This is a genomic window from Polaribacter cellanae, from assembly GCF_017569185.1.
Taxonomy (GTDB): domain Bacteria; phylum Bacteroidota; class Bacteroidia; order Flavobacteriales; family Flavobacteriaceae; genus Polaribacter; species Polaribacter cellanae.
The window spans coordinates 3,463,992-3,484,608 of record NZ_CP071869.1 but is presented as its reverse complement, the minus strand read 5'-3'; the positions used below and the strand labels follow the sequence as shown (position 1 = coordinate 3,484,608).

13 protein-coding genes are annotated in these 20,617 nt (G+C 30.5%); 4 read left to right on the top strand and 9 right to left on the bottom strand.

Features of this window, described 5'->3' with window-relative positions; translation table 11 throughout:
• Positions 1-7: 7 nt before the first annotated feature.
• From J3359_RS15555 to J3359_RS15540, 4 genes are read right to left on the bottom strand one after another with little or no spacing between them, the layout of a single operon-like run.
• The gene (locus tag J3359_RS15555; RefSeq protein ID WP_367890380.1) at positions 8-1,084 is read right to left on the bottom strand and encodes a carbohydrate-binding family 9-like protein; all 1,077 of its coding nucleotides are present in this window, start codon (positions 1,082-1,084) and stop codon (positions 8-10) included.
• A gap of 1 nt (position 1,085) precedes the next feature.
• Positions 1,086-2,051: a glycoside hydrolase family 130 protein gene (locus tag J3359_RS15550; protein WP_208077910.1), complete on the bottom strand. Its 966-nt coding sequence runs from the start codon at positions 2,049-2,051 to the stop codon at positions 1,086-1,088.
• A gap of 6 nt (positions 2,052-2,057) precedes the next feature.
• Positions 2,058-3,935: a sodium:solute symporter family protein gene (locus J3359_RS15545; protein ID WP_208077909.1), complete on the bottom strand. Its 1,878-nt coding sequence runs from the start codon at positions 3,933-3,935 to the stop codon at positions 2,058-2,060.
• A 52-nt stretch (positions 3,936-3,987) separates the two neighbouring features.
• Positions 3,988-6,240 (bottom strand): GH92 family glycosyl hydrolase, encoded by a 2,253-nt coding sequence (locus J3359_RS15540; protein WP_208077907.1) that lies wholly within the window; start codon positions 6,238-6,240, stop codon positions 3,988-3,990.
• Positions 6,241-6,344: 104 nt separating this feature from the next.
• Here J3359_RS15540 and J3359_RS15535 point away from each other — a divergent pair, with 104 nt between their 5' ends.
• Entirely contained in the window at positions 6,345-7,400 is a 1,056-nt protein-coding gene (locus tag J3359_RS15535; RefSeq protein WP_208077905.1) for a sensor histidine kinase, read from the top strand.
• A 2-nt stretch (positions 7,401-7,402) separates the two neighbouring features.
• Positions 7,403-8,116 (top strand): LytR/AlgR family response regulator transcription factor, encoded by a 714-nt coding sequence (locus tag J3359_RS15530; protein ID WP_208077904.1) that lies wholly within the window; start codon positions 7,403-7,405, stop codon positions 8,114-8,116.
• A 457-nt stretch (positions 8,117-8,573) separates the two neighbouring features.
• Here J3359_RS15530 and J3359_RS15525 read toward each other — a convergent pair whose 3' ends face one another.
• Positions 8,574-10,172, bottom strand: a complete 1,599-nt coding sequence (locus tag J3359_RS15525) for a SusD/RagB family nutrient-binding outer membrane lipoprotein (RefSeq protein WP_208077902.1) — start codon at positions 10,170-10,172, stop codon at positions 8,574-8,576.
• A 19-nt stretch (positions 10,173-10,191) separates the two neighbouring features.
• A complete protein-coding gene (locus J3359_RS15520) occupies positions 10,192-13,578 on the bottom strand; it encodes a SusC/RagA family TonB-linked outer membrane protein (RefSeq protein ID WP_208077900.1) in 3,387 nt (1,128 codons plus the stop codon).
• Positions 13,579-13,952: 374 nt separating this feature from the next.
• On the opposite strand from J3359_RS15520, the gene J3359_RS15515 reads away from it, so the two are divergent.
• A complete protein-coding gene (locus J3359_RS15515; RefSeq protein ID WP_208077899.1) occupies positions 13,953-15,038 on the top strand; it encodes a glycosyltransferase in 1,086 nt (361 codons plus the stop codon).
• Here J3359_RS15515 and J3359_RS15510 read toward each other — a convergent pair whose 3' ends face one another.
• From J3359_RS15510 to J3359_RS15500, 3 genes are read right to left on the bottom strand one after another with little or no spacing between them, the layout of a single operon-like run.
• Complete coding sequence (locus tag J3359_RS15510; RefSeq protein WP_208077897.1) at positions 15,039-15,857, bottom strand: 2OG-Fe(II) oxygenase; 819 nt, start codon at positions 15,855-15,857, stop codon at positions 15,039-15,041.
• Complete coding sequence (locus tag J3359_RS15505) at positions 15,844-16,734, bottom strand: glycosyltransferase family 2 protein (RefSeq protein WP_208077895.1); 891 nt, start codon at positions 16,732-16,734, stop codon at positions 15,844-15,846. The genes J3359_RS15510 and J3359_RS15505 overlap by 14 nt, the downstream gene beginning before the upstream one ends.
• On the bottom strand, positions 16,734-17,420 hold the full coding sequence (locus J3359_RS15500; RefSeq protein ID WP_208077894.1) for a cell division ATP-binding protein FtsE: 687 nt from the start codon (positions 17,418-17,420) through the stop codon (positions 16,734-16,736). The genes J3359_RS15505 and J3359_RS15500 overlap by 1 nt, the downstream gene beginning before the upstream one ends.
• A gap of 162 nt (positions 17,421-17,582) precedes the next feature.
• On the opposite strand from J3359_RS15500, the gene J3359_RS15495 reads away from it, so the two are divergent.
• Positions 17,583-20,615 (top strand): tetratricopeptide repeat protein, encoded by a 3,033-nt coding sequence (locus J3359_RS15495; RefSeq protein WP_243765942.1) that lies wholly within the window; start codon positions 17,583-17,585, stop codon positions 20,613-20,615.
• Positions 20,616-20,617 lie beyond the last annotated feature (2 nt).

Genomic DNA, 20,617 nt, shown 5'->3' with positions numbered 1-20,617 from the left:
TTAAATATTAATTTGTGAAAAATTTTCCGTCTTCTTTTAAAAATAGTGTTTTTTTTGTAAATGGACTTTTTACGATTAAATTCCAACCTGTATCATGAAACTTTAATTCTGGTGTAATCGTTTTTCCATCCACTATGATTGCTGTTGACAATAATTCATAAGCCGATAACCAAGAATTATTCTTTTTAAAATGTTTTTTTTGTTTTCGGTACAATTTGTACAATTCCCATTTAATTTTATCGTCTTTTGAAATTGTAAAAGATTCGTTACTTTCTACATTTTTTGATGAAAAATAAACATATCCCCAATTTTCAGGCAAATGCATATTTATAACTCCTGTTGGCGACCAAACCCAATTATATTCATGTAAATATTTACCATCTTTTCCTTTTTTTCGAGAATATTTACCTTCTTTAATATCATAATCCCAGTTTACTCTCGAAAAATTAACACGCCAAAATTTATCTCTTGGTACATTTTTTTGTTTATAAGCTGTTCTTAAATCTTTAAAAGGAATGGCTATTTCTAGGGTCCAACTTTTATCGATATCGTTCGAATTATTTAATGTTCCATTAATGCTAATTGCAGATTTTAAATTGGTATAATTCCAATCATTTAAAACAACTCCATCTAACTCTCTATAGGGTTTCGAAATAAATAAATCCCAAGCAGTATTTAGTGCATTAATTTCTAGTTCGTAATAATTATGCGTGTCTCCATCTGGCTCTATAAAAACCTCAAAATCATTATTATAAAAAATAACCTCGTCTCGTTTTGTTATGTCTGCCCAAATATGAGGTTCTTTTATTTCAGCTAAGATATAATAGTAATTTTCGTTCCAAAGCATTTTTACATTGGTTTGATATTTTGGTATTTTTACTCCTTCAATATCTATAAAATTGTTTGTCCATTTTGCTTTTTTCCAATCAGCCTCATTCGCTTTCCCATCAATAACAATGGTTTCTGAAGTTTTATGAGCGACATACGTTTCTGGAATAATTTCCTTTTTGGATTGTGCACAACTCATTATGGAAACACCACAAAAAACAATACTTACATATTTTAATTTTGATAACATCTTCATCTTATAAACTATTATCTTTCGTAAATTGTACGACTTCACTCAAATTACCAAAAGCCATCGCTACAACTGTATCTGCTGCACCGTAATAAATTGCTAATTTATCTTCTTTTGTATCATGCAAAGCTGCACATGGAAAAACTACATTTGGTACATCTCCCACCATTTCATATTGTGCAGCTGGTCCTAACAAATAAGGTTGTGTTCTATATTTTACTTTGTCTGGTGCGTTTTCTTCGAGAATTGCAGCACCCATTGCATATCTAAATCCGTTACACGTATTTATAACTCCATGATATAACATTAACCAACCTTCGTCTGTAAGAATTGGAATTGGCCCAGCACCAATTTTTGTACATTGCCAAGCACTATCCTCAAAAGGAGTTGCTTTCATAACACATCTATGTTCTCCCCAATATTTCATATCTAGACTGTAACTGATATAAATATCGCCAAATGGTGTGTGTCCATTATCACTCGGACGACTTAACATCGCGTATTTTCCGTTTATTTTCTGTGGAAATAAAACGCCATTTCTATTGAAAGGTAAAAAAGCATTTTCACATTGAAAAAACTCTTTAAAATCAAAGGTATAACCAATACCAATTGTGGGGCCATTGTAACCATTACACCAAGTAATCCAATACCTGTCTTCAATAAAAACAACTCGCGGATCGTATTTGTAATCCGATTCAATCATTTTTGTGTTTCCTGCCTTCATTTTAATGGGTTCGTTATTAATTTCCCAATCGATTCCGTTTTTACTAAAACCAGCAAAAATATTCATTTGTACTGCTTTATTATCACACCTAAAAACACCTGCAAAACCATCTTTAAAAGGAACTACAGCGCTATTAAAAATACTGTTAGAAGATGGAATATCGTATCTATTAATTATAGGATTTTTTGAATAACGCCAAACAACATCATTCGAATTTTCTGGTTTATCTTGCCAAGGAATTGAACTCATTTCTTTTTAATTTTTATATTTCTTCACTCTATCTAACCAAGTAAATTTTAAAACAATGGATGTAACCACAAAAACTAATAGTGCAATTAATGTCTTAGGATAATCTCTAATCATAAAATATATTGGTAGCAAAATCATGCTAGATTGCCAAACAACACCAATTACACAATTTAACATATCACTTACAAAATCTTCGTTTTTTGTAAATGTTTCGTCTTCACCTTTTAATTCTTTATAAACTGGACTCCACCAACCCCAAGGACGAACGTTCGAATAAAACTTTTTTAAAGTTTCCATTGATGTTGCTGGTGTTAAAAGTGTTCCTAAAAAAGACCCCAATAAAGAGACTATAAATATAATAGGAAAAATGTAAATCGCAGGTATTTGCGCCAAATCGTGTAACCAAGTACCCATTTCGAAATTCGCCTTATTTTGGTCTAACAAGAATTGAAGTGTTGCAATAAATAAACCAGCAGTCATTCCCCAGAAATAACCCCAACCATTAAAACGCCACCAAATCCATTTTAAGAAATTTGCTGCTACATAACCTCCATAAAGCGCACTGGTTATCCATAAGGTTAGTGAGTTTATAGAATCTGCAAAGAATCCCATAATTACGCCAATAATAACAATTGCGAAAGAGGCAATATGACTTGCTTTTACATAATGTTTATCTGGAGCAGTTGGTTTAAAATATTTCTTATAAATATCGTTTACAATATAAGCTGGCCCAGAATTTACAAATGCCGAAAAAGTTGACATAAATGCTGCTAAAAGTCCTGCCAATAACAATCCTTTGATACCAACTGGCACGTGGTTATTAATTACTTTTGGAAGAATAATTTCTAAATCACTTAAACTTAATGTGTTTGAAACCGCCATTTCTGGAGCGATATATACCAATGCAAGAATAACGATTCCTCCAATTAATAAATAACGAGGAATAAAAAGCACAAGGTTCGTAAAACCAGACATGTATGCTGCTTCTTTTACAGATCTTGTAGATAAAATTCGTTGCATATCGTAACTAGGTGTTGGCCCAGCAATACTTGCAAAAATTCCTTTAAAAAGCGACATTCCAATAAATGCACCAAACATTTTATAGCCTTGTGTATCTATTAAATTATTAAAAGCTTCGTATTTACCTGTCCAAGAACCTTCAATTTCCCAGCCAAACATTATATTGCTCCATTCTGTGGAAAGCACGTTGCTTATTTCGATATCTGTTACTGTAATAAAAGCATAGCCTGCAATTAAAAGTCCTGCTAAAACCATAATTCCATATTGTAAAACTTCGGTTGCAACTACAGAAAACATTCCTCCTTTAATGGTATAAATGGTTGTTAAAAATATAATGATTAGGGCATAACTTTGGTCGGATGTTAAAAGTTCGCTTTGCCCAATCATAAAAGTTAAATCCCAAGGAAGTATAATGGACATAAACTTCCCTACTCCTTCAAAAAAGTAAGCAATAAAACCAATGGAAGCAATAATTGCAAAAATTGCCACAATTAAATGCGATGCTCTACCTGCTTTATCATCTCCAAAACGTGTTAAAATCCACTCGGAACCTGTCATAATATTCGAACGTCGAATCCAGGCTGCTAAGAAAATCATTATAAAAATCTGGTTCCAAATTGGCCACATCCACATGAACATGAAACTTTTAACGCCATACAAAAATAAAATACCTACCATCCAAGCTGTTCCAGAAACATCGAACATTCCTGAACCATTGCTTAAACCTAAGTAATACCACTTTATACTTTTTCCTCCAAGAAAATAAGAATCTAATCCTTTTGATGCTCTTTTAGAAATCCAAATTCCTACGCCTAAAGTTAAGAAGATATAGAGCACTATTATTGAAACATCGATGATATCCATATTGGTTGGTTTGGGTTATTGGTTCGTTTTTATGGGCTACGAATTGTTTATTTTAAACTCCCCAATTTTTATTTGGTTGATTTCCCATTACAAAATGTAATGTTCCTCCTTCTAAAATCTCTTTATGAGAGATGTTTGTTCTATTGAACTCTTTACCATTAAGTGTTGCAGATTGTATATATATATTTTTATCTGAAACGTTTTCTGCTTCGATTACAAATGTTTTTCCGTCAGCAACTTTAATGGTAACTTTTTCAAAAATAGGGCTTCCTATTTCATAATTTCCAGAGGCAGGATTCATTGCATACAAACCAATAGAACTCAGTGCATACCAAGCACTCATTTGTCCACAATCTTCGTTTCCACTTAAACCATTTGGTGTTGTATTGTATTGTGTATCCATAATATGACGAGCCCAATATTGCGTTCGCCAAGGTTGCTTTGCATGATTAAAAAGATAAGCTATATGATGGCTTGGTTCATTTCCATGCGCATATTGCCCAATAAGTCCAGAAATATCTGCGGAAATATTATCTCCAGTAATTTCTGAGCTTTCCGTAAATAATTGCTCTAATCTACTTGTAAAAATTTCGTTACTTCCATGAAGTTTAATAAAATTTTCTGGATCTTGGGGCACAAACCAACTATGTTGCCATGCATTTCCTTCTGTATAATCTGTTTGCTCTCTGTGGTTAGAATGTTTTGCATCAAAAGGTTCGTTCCAAGATTTACCATCTACAGCTTTCCCTCGCATAAAACCAGTTTTATTATCAAATAGATGTTGATATGCTTTAGAACGATTTAAGAAAAATTTGTAATCAGCATCTTTTCCTAGTGCCTTTGCCATTTGAGCTACACACCAATCGTCATAGGCATATTCTAAAGTAATTGTTACAGATTCGTCCAATAAAGTATATGGGATGTAACCATATTTTTTATAATGATTCAATCCTCTTTCGTCTTGCATCATTGTGGTTTTCATTGCTTCAAATGCTTTTCCGGTATCAAAACCACGAATTCCTTTCATATATGCTTCCACAATTACAGGTATCGAGTGATAACCCGTCATTGTATTGGTTTCGTTTGCATACAAGGTCCAAACTGGTAATATTTTTTTGGTTTCGTAATACGCCAACATTGTGTTTATAATATCCGAAACTCTATCTGGCGCTGTTAAGGTTAGTAAAGGATGTTCGGCCCTAAAAGTATCCCAAAGCGATAAGGTTGAATATGCTGTATAATCGTTCGCAGTTACAATTTCATCATTTTCTTTTCTAAATTGTCCGTTTTTATCACTGTAAGTAACTGGTGCCAATTGTGCGTGATACATTGCTGTGTAAAAAATTGTTTTTAAAGAGTCGATAGGCGTTTCTACTTCAATCTTTGTTAAAGCGTTTTTCCATTTATTATTTGCTTCCTCTTTTATAGCGTTAAAATTGAAATTTCCTTCTCTTAAATTGTTTTTTGCATTTTCTACACTTACAGATGATAAAGCTACTTTTACAAATAATTCTTCATTACTCTTAGTATCAAAAAATAATTGTGTAGCTGTTTTTATGCCTTCTGAAGTGTTCTTTTCTACAAGGTTACCATCAGCATATATTTGATGTTTTGTTATTGGTTTCGAGAATTTAGCTACAAAAAATACTTTTTGGTTTCTTGCCCAACCTTTACTAAAACGAGTTCCACTTATGGTATATTTATCTTCAATATGTACAGATGTTTTTAAAGGAGTATCCCAATTTATTGCAAAACCTAAATCAATAACTACAGATTGCTTATCATCTTTTTGAAAAGTATATTTATGATATGCTGTTCTTTTTGTGGTTGTTAATTCAACATTTACATTGTGATCTTCTAAGAAAACCTGATAATAACCTGGTTTTGCTGTTTCGTTATTGTGACTATAAGAAGATTTATAAGCAATACTATCTCTCGATTTTGGGTTGATAGATAAATCGACCTTTTTATTAATTGGCATAAAAAGAATATCTACCAAATCTCCAATTCCTGTTCCACTTAAAGCTAAATGACTAAAACCAACTGCTACAGAATCTGAATAATGATACCCAGAACACCAATCCCATTTAGAAATTCCATTTACAGGAGTCACTTGCAACATTCCAAAAGGAACGGTTGCTCCAGGATATGTATGTCCATGACCTCCTGTTCCAATAAAAGGATCTACAAACTCTGTTAACGATTGTATTTCTGGTTCTTTGCTATTTTTATCACAGGAAACAACTGTTAGCAGGGTTAATAAAATGTAAAATATCTTTATATTGGGGTTTTTAAAAAATATCATTTATTTCTGTTTTTAGTGAAGTAAATTAAAAAAAGAACAGCTGTATAAAGAATAATATTAGACAGATAGCTTACGAATGTCGACAGACATCAAAAAGTACAATTATGAAACCTAGAAAATTATTTAACATAACACTAAGACATCATATAATCTTTTGGTTAATTTATTTTCTATTTAATACTTTTCGCTGGAGTAGATATTTTAACGATTTTATGTATTCTTTTAAAACCAATCTTATTGGTTTTCCAATACATATTTTCTTAACCTATCTTAATATTTATTATTTAATGCCAAAATTTGTTTTTAAACGTAAATATAAGACCTATATACTCTTAGTTATAGCTTCGTTATTAACAATGGTTTTTTTGAAGTTTAACCTAACTTATTACCTTGTTAGCAATGATGTTTGGCCAGAAGGACCAAAACAAATTCATGAATTTACAATGGATTACGCTATAGATATGATGATTGGAGAATTGTACGTTGTAACCTTTGTAACTGCCATAAAGATTACAATGGATTGGATTAAAGAGCACAAAAGGTTAATAGATTTAGAAAAAGTGCAATTAGAAACTGAATTGTTATTTTTAAGATCTCAGGTTTCTCCTCATTTCTTTTTTAATACCTTAAATAACATTTATTCTTTAGCTATTGAAAAATCGGAAAAGACGCCGAAAATAATCTTAAAACTGTCAGAATTAATGCGATATATTCTTTATGAAACTGGTAACAAAAGACAAAGTCTAGAAAAAGAAATTCTATGCATTCAAAATTATATCGAATTAGAAAGAATGAGACATGGAGAATTACTGGAAGTAAATATGGATATGGCTGGAAATATCATAGGAAAAAAAATAGCTCCTATATTATTGTTATCTTTCGTAGAAAATGCTTTTAAACACGGAATAGACAAAAATATTAATAAAGTGAAGTTAGATATTAGTTTTAAAGTTAAAGAAAACTTCCTTTATTTTAAAATAACAAACCCTACTCCTGCAGTTTCAATTTATAAAAAGAATAAAATTATACCTAATTTTGGGGGAATTGGATTAACGAACGTTAAAAAAAGATTAGAACTTGGGTATCGTAAAGAAGACTACGATTTATCTATTGAAACCATAAATAATTTATTTATTGTAAATTTAAAAATAAAAGTATAAAAATGGAGATAAGAAGTTTGATTATTGATGATGAACCATTAGCTATTAATTTGATTAATAACTACTTAGATAAAATTGAAGATATTAAGGTCGTTTCTACTTTCGGAAACGCCATTGACGCATTAAATTTTCTAAAAAAAGAAAAAGTTGATTTAATTTTCTTAGACATAAATATGCCTCTTTTAGATGGTTTAAGCTTTATTAAAAGCCTAGAAAACAAACCTCTAATTATTATAACAAGCGCCCACAAAGAATACGCTGTGGAAACCTATGAGTTGGAAGTGTTAGATTATTTAATTAAACCGATTCCTTTTCCGAGATTTATTTTAGCTATTAATAAGGTGCATAAAATCTTTAATACCAATAAATTACCTCAAAAAAAAACAAACTCTAGACCTTTTATCTTTATTAAAATAGAAAAAAAGAAAAATATTAAAATTTATTTAGATGAAATTTTAGTGATTGAAAGTCTAAGAGATTATTTAAAAATTAGTACCTCTACAGAGCGATACATAATCCATCAAACACACAATAGTTTTACAGAAATGTTACCTTCGGAAAGTTTTATACGAATCCATAGATCTTATACAGTTGCACTCGATAAAATAGAAGTTTTAGAAGGAAATAGTGTGGAAGTTGGAGGAATGAGATATGTAATTGGTCGAAGTTATATTGATGATGTTAAAGCTAGAATATTAAATTCTTCGATTAACTAATTTTGAGAAACTTTTCTATAAGTTTTTAAACCTGAAAAGCTTTAAGTAAAACCGATTATCCTTCAATACTACATAAAGTAACTTCCTTAATTTTAATACTCTTAAAGCAGGTTTTAATTAAAAAACAAAGAGGCTATCTCAAAAGTAAGTTTAGCTGTCATCCTATGTTTGTTAATTATTAATATTTGTTTTAAAAAAGATCATTTTGAGCGAAGTCGAAAAACATAAAATACTAAAAATCAAAAAATAAGATTTCTCCATTACAGTTGAAATGATGACAAATTCTTATACTTTTAAGATGGTTTCTTCATTTTATTTCAATAAGCTTTTTACTTAATCATCCAAAAATAACATTAAAATATCAAATAATGTTATAAAAAAAATAGAGCCCTCTATCAAATAATCAAATAATTGACAAGAGCCCTATTAAAATTTGTTTTAGATAAAATTTATCTATTTATTTCTGAATCCATGTTTTAACTTTCTCTGAATCTGTTCCGCCTGTTGCAGCAGTCCAGTTTACACGATTCGTTTCTCTTTCTGAAGGTGGGTACACCAATCTATTAAAGTCTGTTACTAAACTAGTTGCTGGTAATTGAACTCCAGGTGTTGCATCTCCAGTTCTTCTTTTAAGCGTCCAAGCCTCTATTGGTTGATGAATTAAAGCAATCCAACTTTGTTTATAAATCTGAGTTAATGCATCTGAAGCATTTGAGCTGTAAGCTACTTCTGGGTTTGTTAACATTGCTGTTAATTCTGCAGATGTTGGTGCAGCAGCAGCAGGCTTATTTACATCCCAAATTGAATTAAAAGCGTGGTTATACCAAAAGTTAACAGATGCTGTAATACCTTCTTCATAAAAAGTTTTCGCTTTTGCTTGATCTGCCGCAATTCCTGCTAAACCTCTATTATAAATCTCTGCCTTTAAAAAGCTTACTTGAGACCCTGTAATTAAAAATTGTGGTATAGAATGATCTTGCACATAATACACGTTAAAAGTTGCAAAATTCGATCTATTTTTAGTCCAATCTTTTTTCACTCTTGCTTCTATATGTGGATCTCCAGTTACTGTTGGTGTACTCGCATCAGAAATTTGAGGATAAGGAATCCACTTATCGTCTTCATTAGGTTCGAACAAAATGCTTGTTCTTAAATCGTAAATTCCAGAACCATCTACAGCTGTTGTACTAGACATTTCATTAAACATCGTAGAACCCATTCTTAAATAAGAGTTTCCTCTAAAATACCATTCTCTATTATTTTGAAGTCCAGCTATTTTTCCCGGATCTAAAGAAACGTATTCTTCTGAAGTTAATAATGGAGCCTCTAAAGATGCAGTAATAATTGGAGCAGCAAAAGCTTCGTCCTTTTCTATCATAATCATTGCCGCATTTAAACGAACAGAGTTGGCGAATTTTTTCCACATATTAACATCATTCCCTAAAAGTGTTTCTGAACTTCCTAAAGAAAACTGAGAGGTGCTTGTAGACAAATCTCCAATTGCAGCAGTTAAGTTGCTAATCGCTGCTTTCATAATAGACTGTTGATCTTCGTAAACTGGTCTAAAACTATCTGTTGTTAAAAAACCTTTCCCAGCTTCTGAATATGGCATATTTCCATAAAGTAAAGTGTTAGACAAAGTTTTATACGCTATTATAATTTTTGCCATCGCTTCTACATTTTTATAGTTTTCAGGTACTTCTTCTTTAGCTATTAACCCTAACAAATCGTTATAATTCGCCAAAGTTGCATAGTAGTTTCTCCAAGCTGGAGTAACTGCATCATCTAAACGAAATCCTGTAGCACCATACATAGCTGCCTGTTGGTTCCACTGATATAACCAAGCCATAGGTACTTTATATCTTGTATCTTCAAATTTAAGTGATGCTACCATTCCATTAAACAATCCTGGAATGTTTGCTTTGTAAAGCTTTGCTTCATAGCCATCGTTAATATCTCCAAAATCATTATCACATGAATTAAAAGAAAGAAAGCCCATAAAAAGAAGCATTAAATACAACCCCTTGTTTCTATTTTTTTTATATATACTTTTCATATTGTCTTATTTTATTTGATTAAAGTCCTACTTTTAAATTAAATCCTACTGTTCGTATGCTAGGAAAAGCCGACCATTGTAATCCTTGACCATTACCAGTTCCGTTAATTGCTTCTGGATTTAATCTTTGTGGCAAAGTTGTATAAATGTAAAATAAATTTCTACCTATTAACGATACAGACAAGTCTTCTATAAAGTTAAATTTTTGCAGGAGATTTTTAGGCATACTATAGGTAAGAGATAATTCTCTTAATTTTACCCAAGAATTTTCGAAAACAGATAAACTTCTTGGTCTGTTTAAGTTAGACCAACCTGCGTAAGTAACTCCATAGAAATTGGTTGGAGTAATAACTCTATCATTTACTTTATTATCATCAACATTAAATCCATCCATTATCATACCAACGTTTGCAGTTGTTCCATCAGGAAAAGTATATGGTAAACCAGCTCCATCTCTTCTAGCTGCTGCTGTTTCTGGAGACAAACCACTTCCCATTGCTACTGCATGGTCTACAGAATAAATATCTCCACCTAATTTAAAGTCCATTAAAGCAGATAAACTAAAGTTTTTGTATCTAAAAACGTTACGTAAACCTCCTGTTAATTTTGGCGCTGCATTTCCTATTTTTTGCACATCACTAGAAACTTTATACTGAGTACCTACAACTTCCCCACTTCCGTCTTTATTATAAATATTCATAACTTGCCTTCTACCTTGGTCGTCAAGTTCGAAATCTGTTCCATAAATCGCTCCATAGTTCTCGCCTGGAGAAGCTTTCATAAAAGCACCTTTACTACCAAATACACTCGCAATTTCTTGCTCTTCTATACCATCCGCTAAAGAAACTACTTTATTCGTATTTTTAGCACCATTGAATGTAGCATTCCAAGAGAAATTATCGTTATTAATAATTTTCGCATTAATAATAAATTCGATACCTCTATTTGTTAATTCTCCAGAGTTAAAAGTCACTTTCGATGCTCCAGAAGCTAATGATACAGCAGATGTCATAATTTGGTTATCTGACTTGATATCATAATACGTAAAATCTACATTTAAATTATTATTAAAGAAACCTAAAGACAATCCTATCTCCTTAGACTCTGAAGTTTGGAACGTTAAGTCTGATGGAGGTATATTACTAGGTCTCGTTATTGTAGTTGAATTACCAAAAGTACTTGTATTATACGTATTATCTAATTGGTAAGGCTCCGCTGCATTTGCACTTCTACCCCAAGCAACTCTTAAAGAACCATAATTTAAAGTTTCTTTTATGCTTCCTAAATCAAATGCATCTGTAAATACCAAAGAAGAACTTACAGAAGGATAAAATGTAGAATTATTATTCTTAGGCAATGTAGATGTATAATCTTTTCTTCCAGTTGCTTCTAAGAATAAATAGTTTTTGTAAGATAAATTTAAAAGACCAATGTACGCGAAAGATTGTACAACGTATCTTGTTTCTCTTGCTCCTGTTTTAAAATCATCTGCATTACTTCTATCTGGAGTAAAGTCGTCAATTCTAGGAACAAAATTATATAAAGAGTACACATTAGGTACTTTAAAAGTACTTCCATTTCTTCCTTCTACACCAGAATTGTTTATCGAATAGTTATTTAAACCTAAAGTAATACTTGCATTAAAACCTTCTGTTAATAAGTTTTCCTTGTGGAAAGTAGCCATAATATCTGTATTGAATGTTTTAGATTTACTAACAGTTTTATTGAAACCACCTTCGCTAATACCATCAGGTTTAATTGTGTTTTTAGTTTCTTCGAATCTTGTTCCTATTAAATCTACAGAAGTTCTAACAAAAGCATTAAACCATGGAGTAATCTCCGCATTTAGCTTAATTGTAGATAAGAATTCGTCTCTCCATAAGCGATCGTTATTTTCATAAAAATCCCAAAATAAATTTTTACTATACTCTGCATGTGGATAGGCCCCTCCAAAATCAACTCTAAAACCATCATATAAATCTTTGCCGAAATATAAATCTTTTTCTAAACCTCTATACTCCCTAGACATTCCATAGATATTAAACTTAGTCCAAGAATTATTGTTTCCAATTTCTGGAGTATTTAATCTAAAATTTTGGTTATATCCTGCATTAATATCTGCACTTAAAACTTTAGAAATATTTACATGAGAACCTAAAGAAAAGCTAGTGCTTTTAGAGTTTGTATTTTCGATAATTGCATCTGCCTCTCTATGAGTAAAACCAACACGAATGCTTCCTAAATCGTTTGCTGAAGAAAATGATAGACTATGTGTTTTTTCAATACCTTGTTTAAACATATATTTTCTATTGTTTGGTTGTGGAGAGTAAGTTCTTGTTTTACCATCCCACCAAAGTGCTTGTGTTCCATCTAATTTTGGGCCCCAAGAGGCACCTCCACCAAACCAACTATAAATGTCCCAAGTATTGTACCCTCCAGGTATCGCTCCATGAGAAGAATCTATACCTGTAGCTCCTGGATATGGGTTTCCACTCCAAGATTGTGGATAAAGTATAGAAGGAAAACTTTGTCCTGAAGCCGTTTTTGGCAACTTAGGGTTTGCAGTAAATAAAGATGCTCTAAAACCTCCACCATATTCATTTTGTACATCTGTATATCTATAGGTGTCTGAAAAATTGGTAGACACATTGTAACGAACACCAATACCTGGTCTCTCTCCTCCTTTTTTCGAAGTAATTAAAATAACACCATTTGCACCTCTTGCACCATATAATGCAGCTGCATTTGGTCCTTTTAACACTGTAATATCTTCTACAGTAGACATGTCTAAGTAACTTAAATAGTTACCCCAATCTTTGTAAGTTTCTTGTTTTTCTCCAACATTACCTTGCTCCAATTCGCTATTATCTACAATAGCTCCATCTACAACAATTAAAGGTGTATTTCTACCAAATAAACTATTATTACCTCTAATAACAACTCTAGAAGAAGCATTTCCAATACCATTAGAAGTCGTAATGTTTAAACCAGCTACTTTACCTTGTAAACCTTGAGCAATATCTACAGGATCTGCTAACGTTACCTCAGTTGCTTTAACTGTTTGGGCTGCATAACCAACAGATCTTTGCTGCCTTTTAATACCTAAAGCTGTTACCACAATCTCATTTAAACTATCTGCTGCTTCAGACAAAGCCACATTTAATACGTTAGATCCTTTGTAAGTAACTTCTTTTGTTTTGTAACCAACATAAGAAACAACAAAGGTTGCAGATGTTCCTGAGAAAGTAATACTATACTTTCCATCGAAATCGGACGACACTCCATTGCTTGTACCTTTAATTAAAATGCTTGCTCCTGGAAGTACCTCTCCACTTGAAGCTTCTGTAATTGTTCCTGTTACTGTTGTTTGCGCTTTTACATTCTGAAAAGCGAACAAACAAAACATAAACAATAGTTTTAAAAAGTTTTGATTCATAAAATTTGATTTTTGAGTTAAAAAATAATTTTAAGTTAATTATGTGTTAAATTAACTAATCCTTTATGTTACAATTATTATAATTTCGACCAGTAACAAACCTGAGGACATGTGCGTTAAAAAATTATAAATATTTAAGGAAGTCCATAAATAAATGTCAAATTATATGAATGTTATATTGCCAATACCTCAATAAACAAAATTTAGTATTACAAAATCTACTTTAGCTATTGTAAATGACTTATAAAAATACTGCTCTTAAAAATATTTATAAGCCTAGATCTAATTTGAAAGTTTTCTATTCTTTTAATTATATGTTTTATATTGCAGTAAATAAATATTCATTGAAAAAAATTATTGTTTCTGTAACAAACGACCTCACAACAGACCAAAGAGTAGAAAAAGTATGTAATTCGTTGCATACAGACGGATATGACGTGTATTTAGTGGGGAGATTGCTAAAAAATTCAGAAGATATCAACAGAGATTATACTACCAAAAGATTCAAGTTATTTTTTAATTCTGGAGTTCTTTTTTATGCTGAATATAATATTCGATTGTTCTTTTTTTTACTATTTAAAAAAAAAGACATTTTACTTTCTAACGATGTAGATACCTTATTGCCCAATTATTTTATTAGTAAAATTCAACATAAAAAATTGGTTTTTGATAGTCACGAACTTTTCTCTGAAATTCCTGAGCTGGTAAACCGCCCAAAAGTTAAAAAAATATGGACTTCCATTGAAAATTGGATAATTCCAAAACTTAAAAATAATTACACGGTTTGCAATAGTATTGCCAATTATTATCAAAATAAATACAACGTTCAGTTTAAAACTATTTTAAATGTTCCGAATAAAAAAAATATAGAAAATGGCATTTTTCCGTTTGAAACTTATCAAAAAAAAATAATTATATACCAAGGTGCTGTAAATATGGGGCGTGGTTTGGAATTGATGATAGAAACCATGCAACACTTAGAAAATCATCTTCTTATAATTATTGGAAATGGCGATATTTATAAAGATTTAAAAGAAAAAACTTCAACATTAAAATTGAATGAAAAGGTATTTTTCTTAGGCAGAAAAAAACCTGAAGATCTAAAAAAACTAACTCCTTTGGCAGATATAGGCTTTAGCTTAGAAGAAGATTTAGGGTTGAATTATCGATTTGCTTTGCCTAACAAAATTTTCGATTATATACAAGCAGAAATTCCAATAATTGTCTCTAATTTCCCAGAAATGAAACAGATCGTAATCGACCATAAAATTGGAGAAATTATTGAACATCGAGATCCAAAATTTTTGGCACATCAAATTAAAAAACTTTTAGAAAAAGACTTTTCAAATGAACTAAAAGAAGCTAAAAAAATATTGATTTGGAAACATCAAGAAAAAAAATTATTAGCCATCTTTAAAAATGCAAAATAGTTACTTTTTATATTGATGTGGGTTTTCTCGAACGCCTTTTTTAAACAATTTTCGAACGGCACTTCTTAATTTATTATCTATTTGTAATATAAAATCCTTCGCTTTTTCTTCGGGTCTTGCTCGAAACGTAGTAATATGAAAATTGTCTGAAGCCAAGAAAGGTTTTTCCGAAAAATAATAATTAGAAACACAACATCGCATATCGTTCGCCAAAACTTTATTTACAGAATGCCAAGATTTTTGGTGTGTAGCCATAACCACCAACCTATTAAATTTACTGGTTATCGTTATTTGTTTCTCATTTAATCCTTTTGGCCAAAGTTCTAAATTCCCTCCATTTTCTAACTCCCAATTTGGTGTTACATAATACAATAGGTTTAAAACGCGCCAACGATTTCGGTCTTTATCATGAGAATTGTCTAAATGCGGATTCAAAAAATTGTCTTTTTGCATTAGCGACAATCCTCCTGCATATAAATTAGAATCTGGAAATACTTTTTCGATGCCACATATTTCGGAAACCAAACTTACAATTCTTTCGTCTTGGAAAGCAAAAATGGTTTCTTCCAACAAAATATTGTATTTGTTCATTTGAAAAGCTGTGAATTTGTATTCTCGAAGACTTTTTCTTTGCACAGCATCTGCTGTACTTGGGAAGTTTTTATGAATTTCTAAGGCTAATTCTTTGGGTAATAAATTGTCTAAATAAAAATAACCAATCTCATTTTTATGAGCATTAAACTGTTTTTTTAATTCTTTTTGATTGCTTTTTAAATTTTTAAAAATTAAGTCTGCTATTTCTCCTCTATTTTGTTTCATTTTCTTTTTCCTTTAAATAACACAAGTAACTTAATTTAAATAAATCGTAATAAAATAAAGAGGATGTTTTTATTGCTTTTCGAATAAAGAAATCCTTCATCTTAACCATATTTCTTTGCAACCCAAAACTATTTATTTTATGAAAGTAAGATAACAATTTTACATCATTTTTTTTCAATAATTTTTGCTTTTTTAAAAACAATAAATTATTTAAACCCTGTTTTGTTTTGTTGATAAACAAAGTATTATCTTCTATTTGCAAATGGTAAACAGGGTTATTTATATGAAATACTTTATGGTTTAGTTCTTTCATTTTATTCCCAAAAACTAAATCTTCATAACCATAACCAGTTAATTTTTCGTTAAACTGAATTTCATTAAAAACACTTTTCTTAAATACTATATTCGAAGTAAAAAAATATCGATAGGGATTCTTATTTCGTAAATCTTCAGAGACTTCTTCTCTTCCGATTCCGAATTTAATTCTAAGATTGTTTGTTGTACCTACTTTATGAATTCTTCCGCCAATAAAGCCAGAAAAATCGTTTTTCGAATCTTCAATCTTATTTAAATATAGCTTTATAAAATTATTATGCACAGGAAATCCATCTGAATCTAAAAATAACAACCAGTTGTAAGTTGCTTTTTTCGCTAATAAATTTCGAATTGCACTTCTACCAATATTTGTTGTAAGTTCTTCAAAATTAGAAAACGACAAAGTATTTATTTGTTGGTTTTCCTTATTTAAAACAGATTTAGAACCATCATCTAAGCAGATAATTTCAAAGTTAACTTCTGCTTCAAGTAATTGTTTATGAAGCTCTTTTACGAATGGAAAACAGTTGTAATTATATGTGGGTAGTAAAACAGAAAGCATTAAACTGTGGCTTGTTGGGCAACTTCAAACAGTTCTCCACCTTCGCATTTTAGCGTTTTTTGTTTAAACTTTACAATTAATTGGTAATCGTGTGTTGCCATTAAAATTGTTTTGCCGCTTTTGTGAATGGAGTTTAACAATTCCATCACTTCCAAAGAAGTTTTTGGGTCTAAATTTCCTGTTGGTTCGTCTGCTAAAATCAATTCTGGGTCGTTTAATAAAGCTCTTGCAATTGCCACTCTTTGTTGTTCTCCTCCAGAAAGTTCGTAGGTTTTTTTATAGTATTGAGATTTCATACCTACCTTATTTAAAACTTCGTGAATTTTATCTTTCATTAAGTTTTTGTCTTTCCAGCCAGTTGCTTTTAAAACAAATTTTAAGTTGTCGAAGACATTTCTATCACTTAAAAGTTTAAAATCCTGAAAAACAATTCCTATTTTTCTTCTTAAAAAGGGAATTTGTTTTTCTTTTAAAGTATTTAAATCGAAACCTACAATGGTTCCAGAACCTTCTTTAAGAGGTAAATCTCCATACAAAGTTTTCATCAAACTACTTTTTCCACTGCCAGTTTTTCCTATTAAATAGTAGAAATCGCCAGTATTAATTGTTAAATTCACTTTAGAGAGTACTAAATTATCTCTTTGATAAATAGCAGCGTCCTCTAATTGTAAAACAGAATTTTCCATAAATAAGTAGTTTCTACAAACTTAAAATTTTCTATTGATTTTTTAACTATGAAATCTAAACAATTCTTATTTTTGACCAAAATTGTTGCAATATTTTTTCTTCCCCTATCCAACAAATTAAAAAATTGTTCGTTATCCATTTTGAGTATCTAAAATAAGTATATGAAAAATCTTATTCGTAAAAAATACCTTCTTTCGGTTTTTGCTTTAATAATGTCTTTTACGACATTTTCGCAGCAAACAATTGCAAATACCAGTATTTTAAAAGATTATAACAATGCGTTAAATTTATACAATAACAAAGCATATGCTGCTGCACAAAAAACGTTCGACAAAGTTGTTAACGAAGCAAATGTTGGCTCGAATTTAAAAACAGATGCCACCTATTTCGAAGCTATGTGTGCTATAAAGTTAAACCAAACAGATGCAGATAAGAAAGTGCTTTCTTTTGTAGAGCAATACCCAAATAGTAATAAAAAAAATGTTGCTTTTTTTAATGTTGGAAACTATTACTTTGCAAATAAAAAGCCTGCTTATGCACTAAAGTGGTATTTAAAAGTAGACACAAAAATACTTTCGAGAGAAGATAAAAAAGAGCTTGACTTTAAAATGGGTTATGGGTTTTTAACCACAAACAACTTACAACTTTCTAAAGATCGTTTTTTATTATTAATAAATGACCCAAAATACGGAAACGATTCTCGTTATTATTATGGTTACATCGCTTATAAATTAGAAGATTATGGAATTGCAGAATCTACCCTTAAAAAAATGGCAGACAACGCAACTTATAAAGCAGAAATAACCTATTATTTATTAGATATTAGTTTTAAGGCCGGTAAATTTAAACGTTGTATTGAGGTTGGGAAAAGATTATTACCAGACGCAAAGAAAAATTTACAATCAGATATTTCTAAAATTATTGGAGAAAGTTATTTCAACTTAGAAAAATATGCAGCAGCTATTCCTTATTTAAAGAATTACAGAGGTAAAAAAGGAAAATGGAACAATACAGATTATTATCAACTTGGTTATGCTTATTACAAACAAAACGATTTTGAAAATGCCATTAATAGTTTCAATAAAATTATAGATCAAAAAAATAAAGTATCGCAAAATGCTTATGCTCATTTAGGTGAATGTTATTTAAAAGTCGGTCAGAAAAATGAAGCTCTAAATGCTTTTAAATCGGCTTCAGAAATGAGTTTCGACGTAAATATTCAACAAAACACCGCTTTAAATTATGCAAAACTAAGTTACGAAGCTGGCAACCCTTTTGAACCAGTTTCCGAAGTTCTACAAAACTATTTAAAGAAATATCCAAAATCGAAAGCTTATCAAGAAATAAATAAATTGGTAGTTTCTTCCTTTATAAACGACCAAAATTACCAAGGAGCTGTAGACTTTCTTTTAAAGAAAAAATCCGATGAAAATATAGCTTTAATTATAGAAGTTTCTTTGTATCGAGGAATTCAATTATTTAACGAAGGAAAATACAAAGAAGCATTACCATTTTTTTCTCAAGCTAAAAAATCTATAACTCCAGAAATTAAAGAAAGAGCGCAATTTTGGGAAGCAGAAACTGCATATCGTTTAGAAAATTACCAAGATGCTATTCTTAAATTAGAAGCTTTAAATAAATCTTTAACCTCTACTGATAATGAGCTTAAACTAACAGATTACACGATTGGTTATGGTTATTTTAAACTAAAAGAGTACAAAAAATCGATTGTTGCTTTTAAAAAGTTTTTAGCAAAAGATTCCATAGACTTAGATACGAAATACGATGCATTAATTCGTTTAGGAGATGGTTACTTTGCATCTAGAAATTATACTGAAGCTGTAAAATCTTACAAAATTGTTGCAGATGAATTTGGATTAAATTCCGATTATGCACAATATCAAATAGGTATGAGTTATGGTTTTATAGACGATGATGAAGCTAAAATCGAAGCTCTAAAAAAAGTAATTAATAATTACAAAAATTCTAATTTAAAAGACGATGCATTGTATCAAATTGCAAATACCTATATAAAAATTAAAGACCATAAAAATGCACACATTGCCTACGATCGTTTATTAGAAAAATACCCAAACAGTGTATTTCTTTCACGTGCGTTGTTAAGACAAGGTTTATTGTATTATAACGATAATATGAACCTACAAGCTCTAAAAAAATATAAAGAAGTTGTTGCTCGTTTTTCGAACTCTCCAGAAGCTCTTGAAGCTGTTGCAAATGCAAGAAATGTATATATAGACGAAGGAAATTTAGATGATTACATAAGTTGGACAAGAACCTTAAAATTTATAAATGTTAGCAATTCCGATATTGATAATGCATCTTTCGCTGTTGCTGAAAAGAAATATTTAGAGTCTAAAAACAACAACGAAATCATTAAAAGTTTAATAGATTATACTCGAAAATTTCCAGAAGGAATTCATAAAGTAAAAGCTAATTATTACTTAGCAGATGTCTATTTTAAAAATAAAGAATACCAAAGTGCCATTACTCCATTTAAAAATGTAATTAATGAAGATAGAAACGAATTTAGTGAAGAATCGCTAAGCAAATTAGCTCAAATTTATTTGCAGGATGGTAATTATAATGAAGCACTTCCTATTTTAGATAGATTAGAATTAGAGGCAAATAATACCGAGAATATTCTATTTGCACAAAGTAATTTAATGAAAGCCTATTTCGAAACCAAAGCCTACGATTTTGCAGAAGAATATGCACGAAAAATATTGCAACAAGATAAAATAGATGCTAATTTAGAAAACGATGCACGCATATTAATCGCAAGATCTGCCTTTAAAAATGAAGATTTTAGAACCGCAGAAGAATTTTATAGCGAAATAGAAAAAACGGCAAGTGGAAAGTTAAAAGCAGAAGCATTATACTACAATGCTTATTTTAAAAATCAGCAAAAAGAGTATGAAGCCTCTAATAAAATAGTTCAAAAATTAATTGCTGGTTACTCCAACTATAAATACTGGGGTGTTAAGAGTTATGTAATAATGGGTAAAAATTATTACGGTTTAAAAGATGTGTATCAAGCAACCTTTGTCTTAGAAAACGTAATTAAAAACTTCGAAAAATACGAAGATATCATTCAAGAAGCACACGAAGAACTAAATACCATTAGAGAAAACGAAGCCAAAACAAATAACTCCGTAAATCCAGAAAAACAATAATA

Excerpts from the sequence above, each read along its gene's own strand:
- J3359_RS15555 (WP_367890380.1), bottom strand. The coding sequence starts at position 1,084 with ATGAAGATGTTATCAAAATTAAAATATGTAAGTATTGTTTTTTGTGGT.
- J3359_RS15550 (WP_208077910.1), bottom strand. The coding sequence starts at position 2,051 with ATGAGTTCAATTCCTTGGCAAGATAAACCAGAAAATTCGAATGATGTT.
- J3359_RS15545 (WP_208077909.1), bottom strand. The coding sequence starts at position 3,935 with ATGGATATCATCGATGTTTCAATAATAGTGCTCTATATCTTCTTAACT.
- J3359_RS15540 (WP_208077907.1), bottom strand. The coding sequence starts at position 6,240 with ATGATATTTTTTAAAAACCCCAATATAAAGATATTTTACATTTTATTA.
- J3359_RS15535 (WP_208077905.1), top strand. The coding sequence starts at position 6,345 with ATGAAACCTAGAAAATTATTTAACATAACACTAAGACATCATATAATC.
- J3359_RS15530 (WP_208077904.1), top strand. The coding sequence starts at position 7,403 with ATGGAGATAAGAAGTTTGATTATTGATGATGAACCATTAGCTATTAAT.
- J3359_RS15525 (WP_208077902.1), bottom strand. The coding sequence starts at position 10,172 with ATGAAAAGTATATATAAAAAAAATAGAAACAAGGGGTTGTATTTAATG.
- J3359_RS15520 (WP_208077900.1), bottom strand. The coding sequence starts at position 13,578 with ATGTTTTGTTTGTTCGCTTTTCAGAATGTAAAAGCGCAAACAACAGTA.
- J3359_RS15510 (WP_208077897.1), bottom strand. The coding sequence starts at position 15,857 with ATGAAACAAAATAGAGGAGAAATAGCAGACTTAATTTTTAAAAATTTA.
- J3359_RS15505 (WP_208077895.1), bottom strand. The coding sequence starts at position 16,734 with ATGCTTTCTGTTTTACTACCCACATATAATTACAACTGTTTTCCATTC.
- J3359_RS15500 (WP_208077894.1), bottom strand. The coding sequence starts at position 17,420 with ATGGAAAATTCTGTTTTACAATTAGAGGACGCTGCTATTTATCAAAGA.
- J3359_RS15495 (WP_243765942.1), top strand. The coding sequence starts at position 17,583 with ATGAAAAATCTTATTCGTAAAAAATACCTTCTTTCGGTTTTTGCTTTA.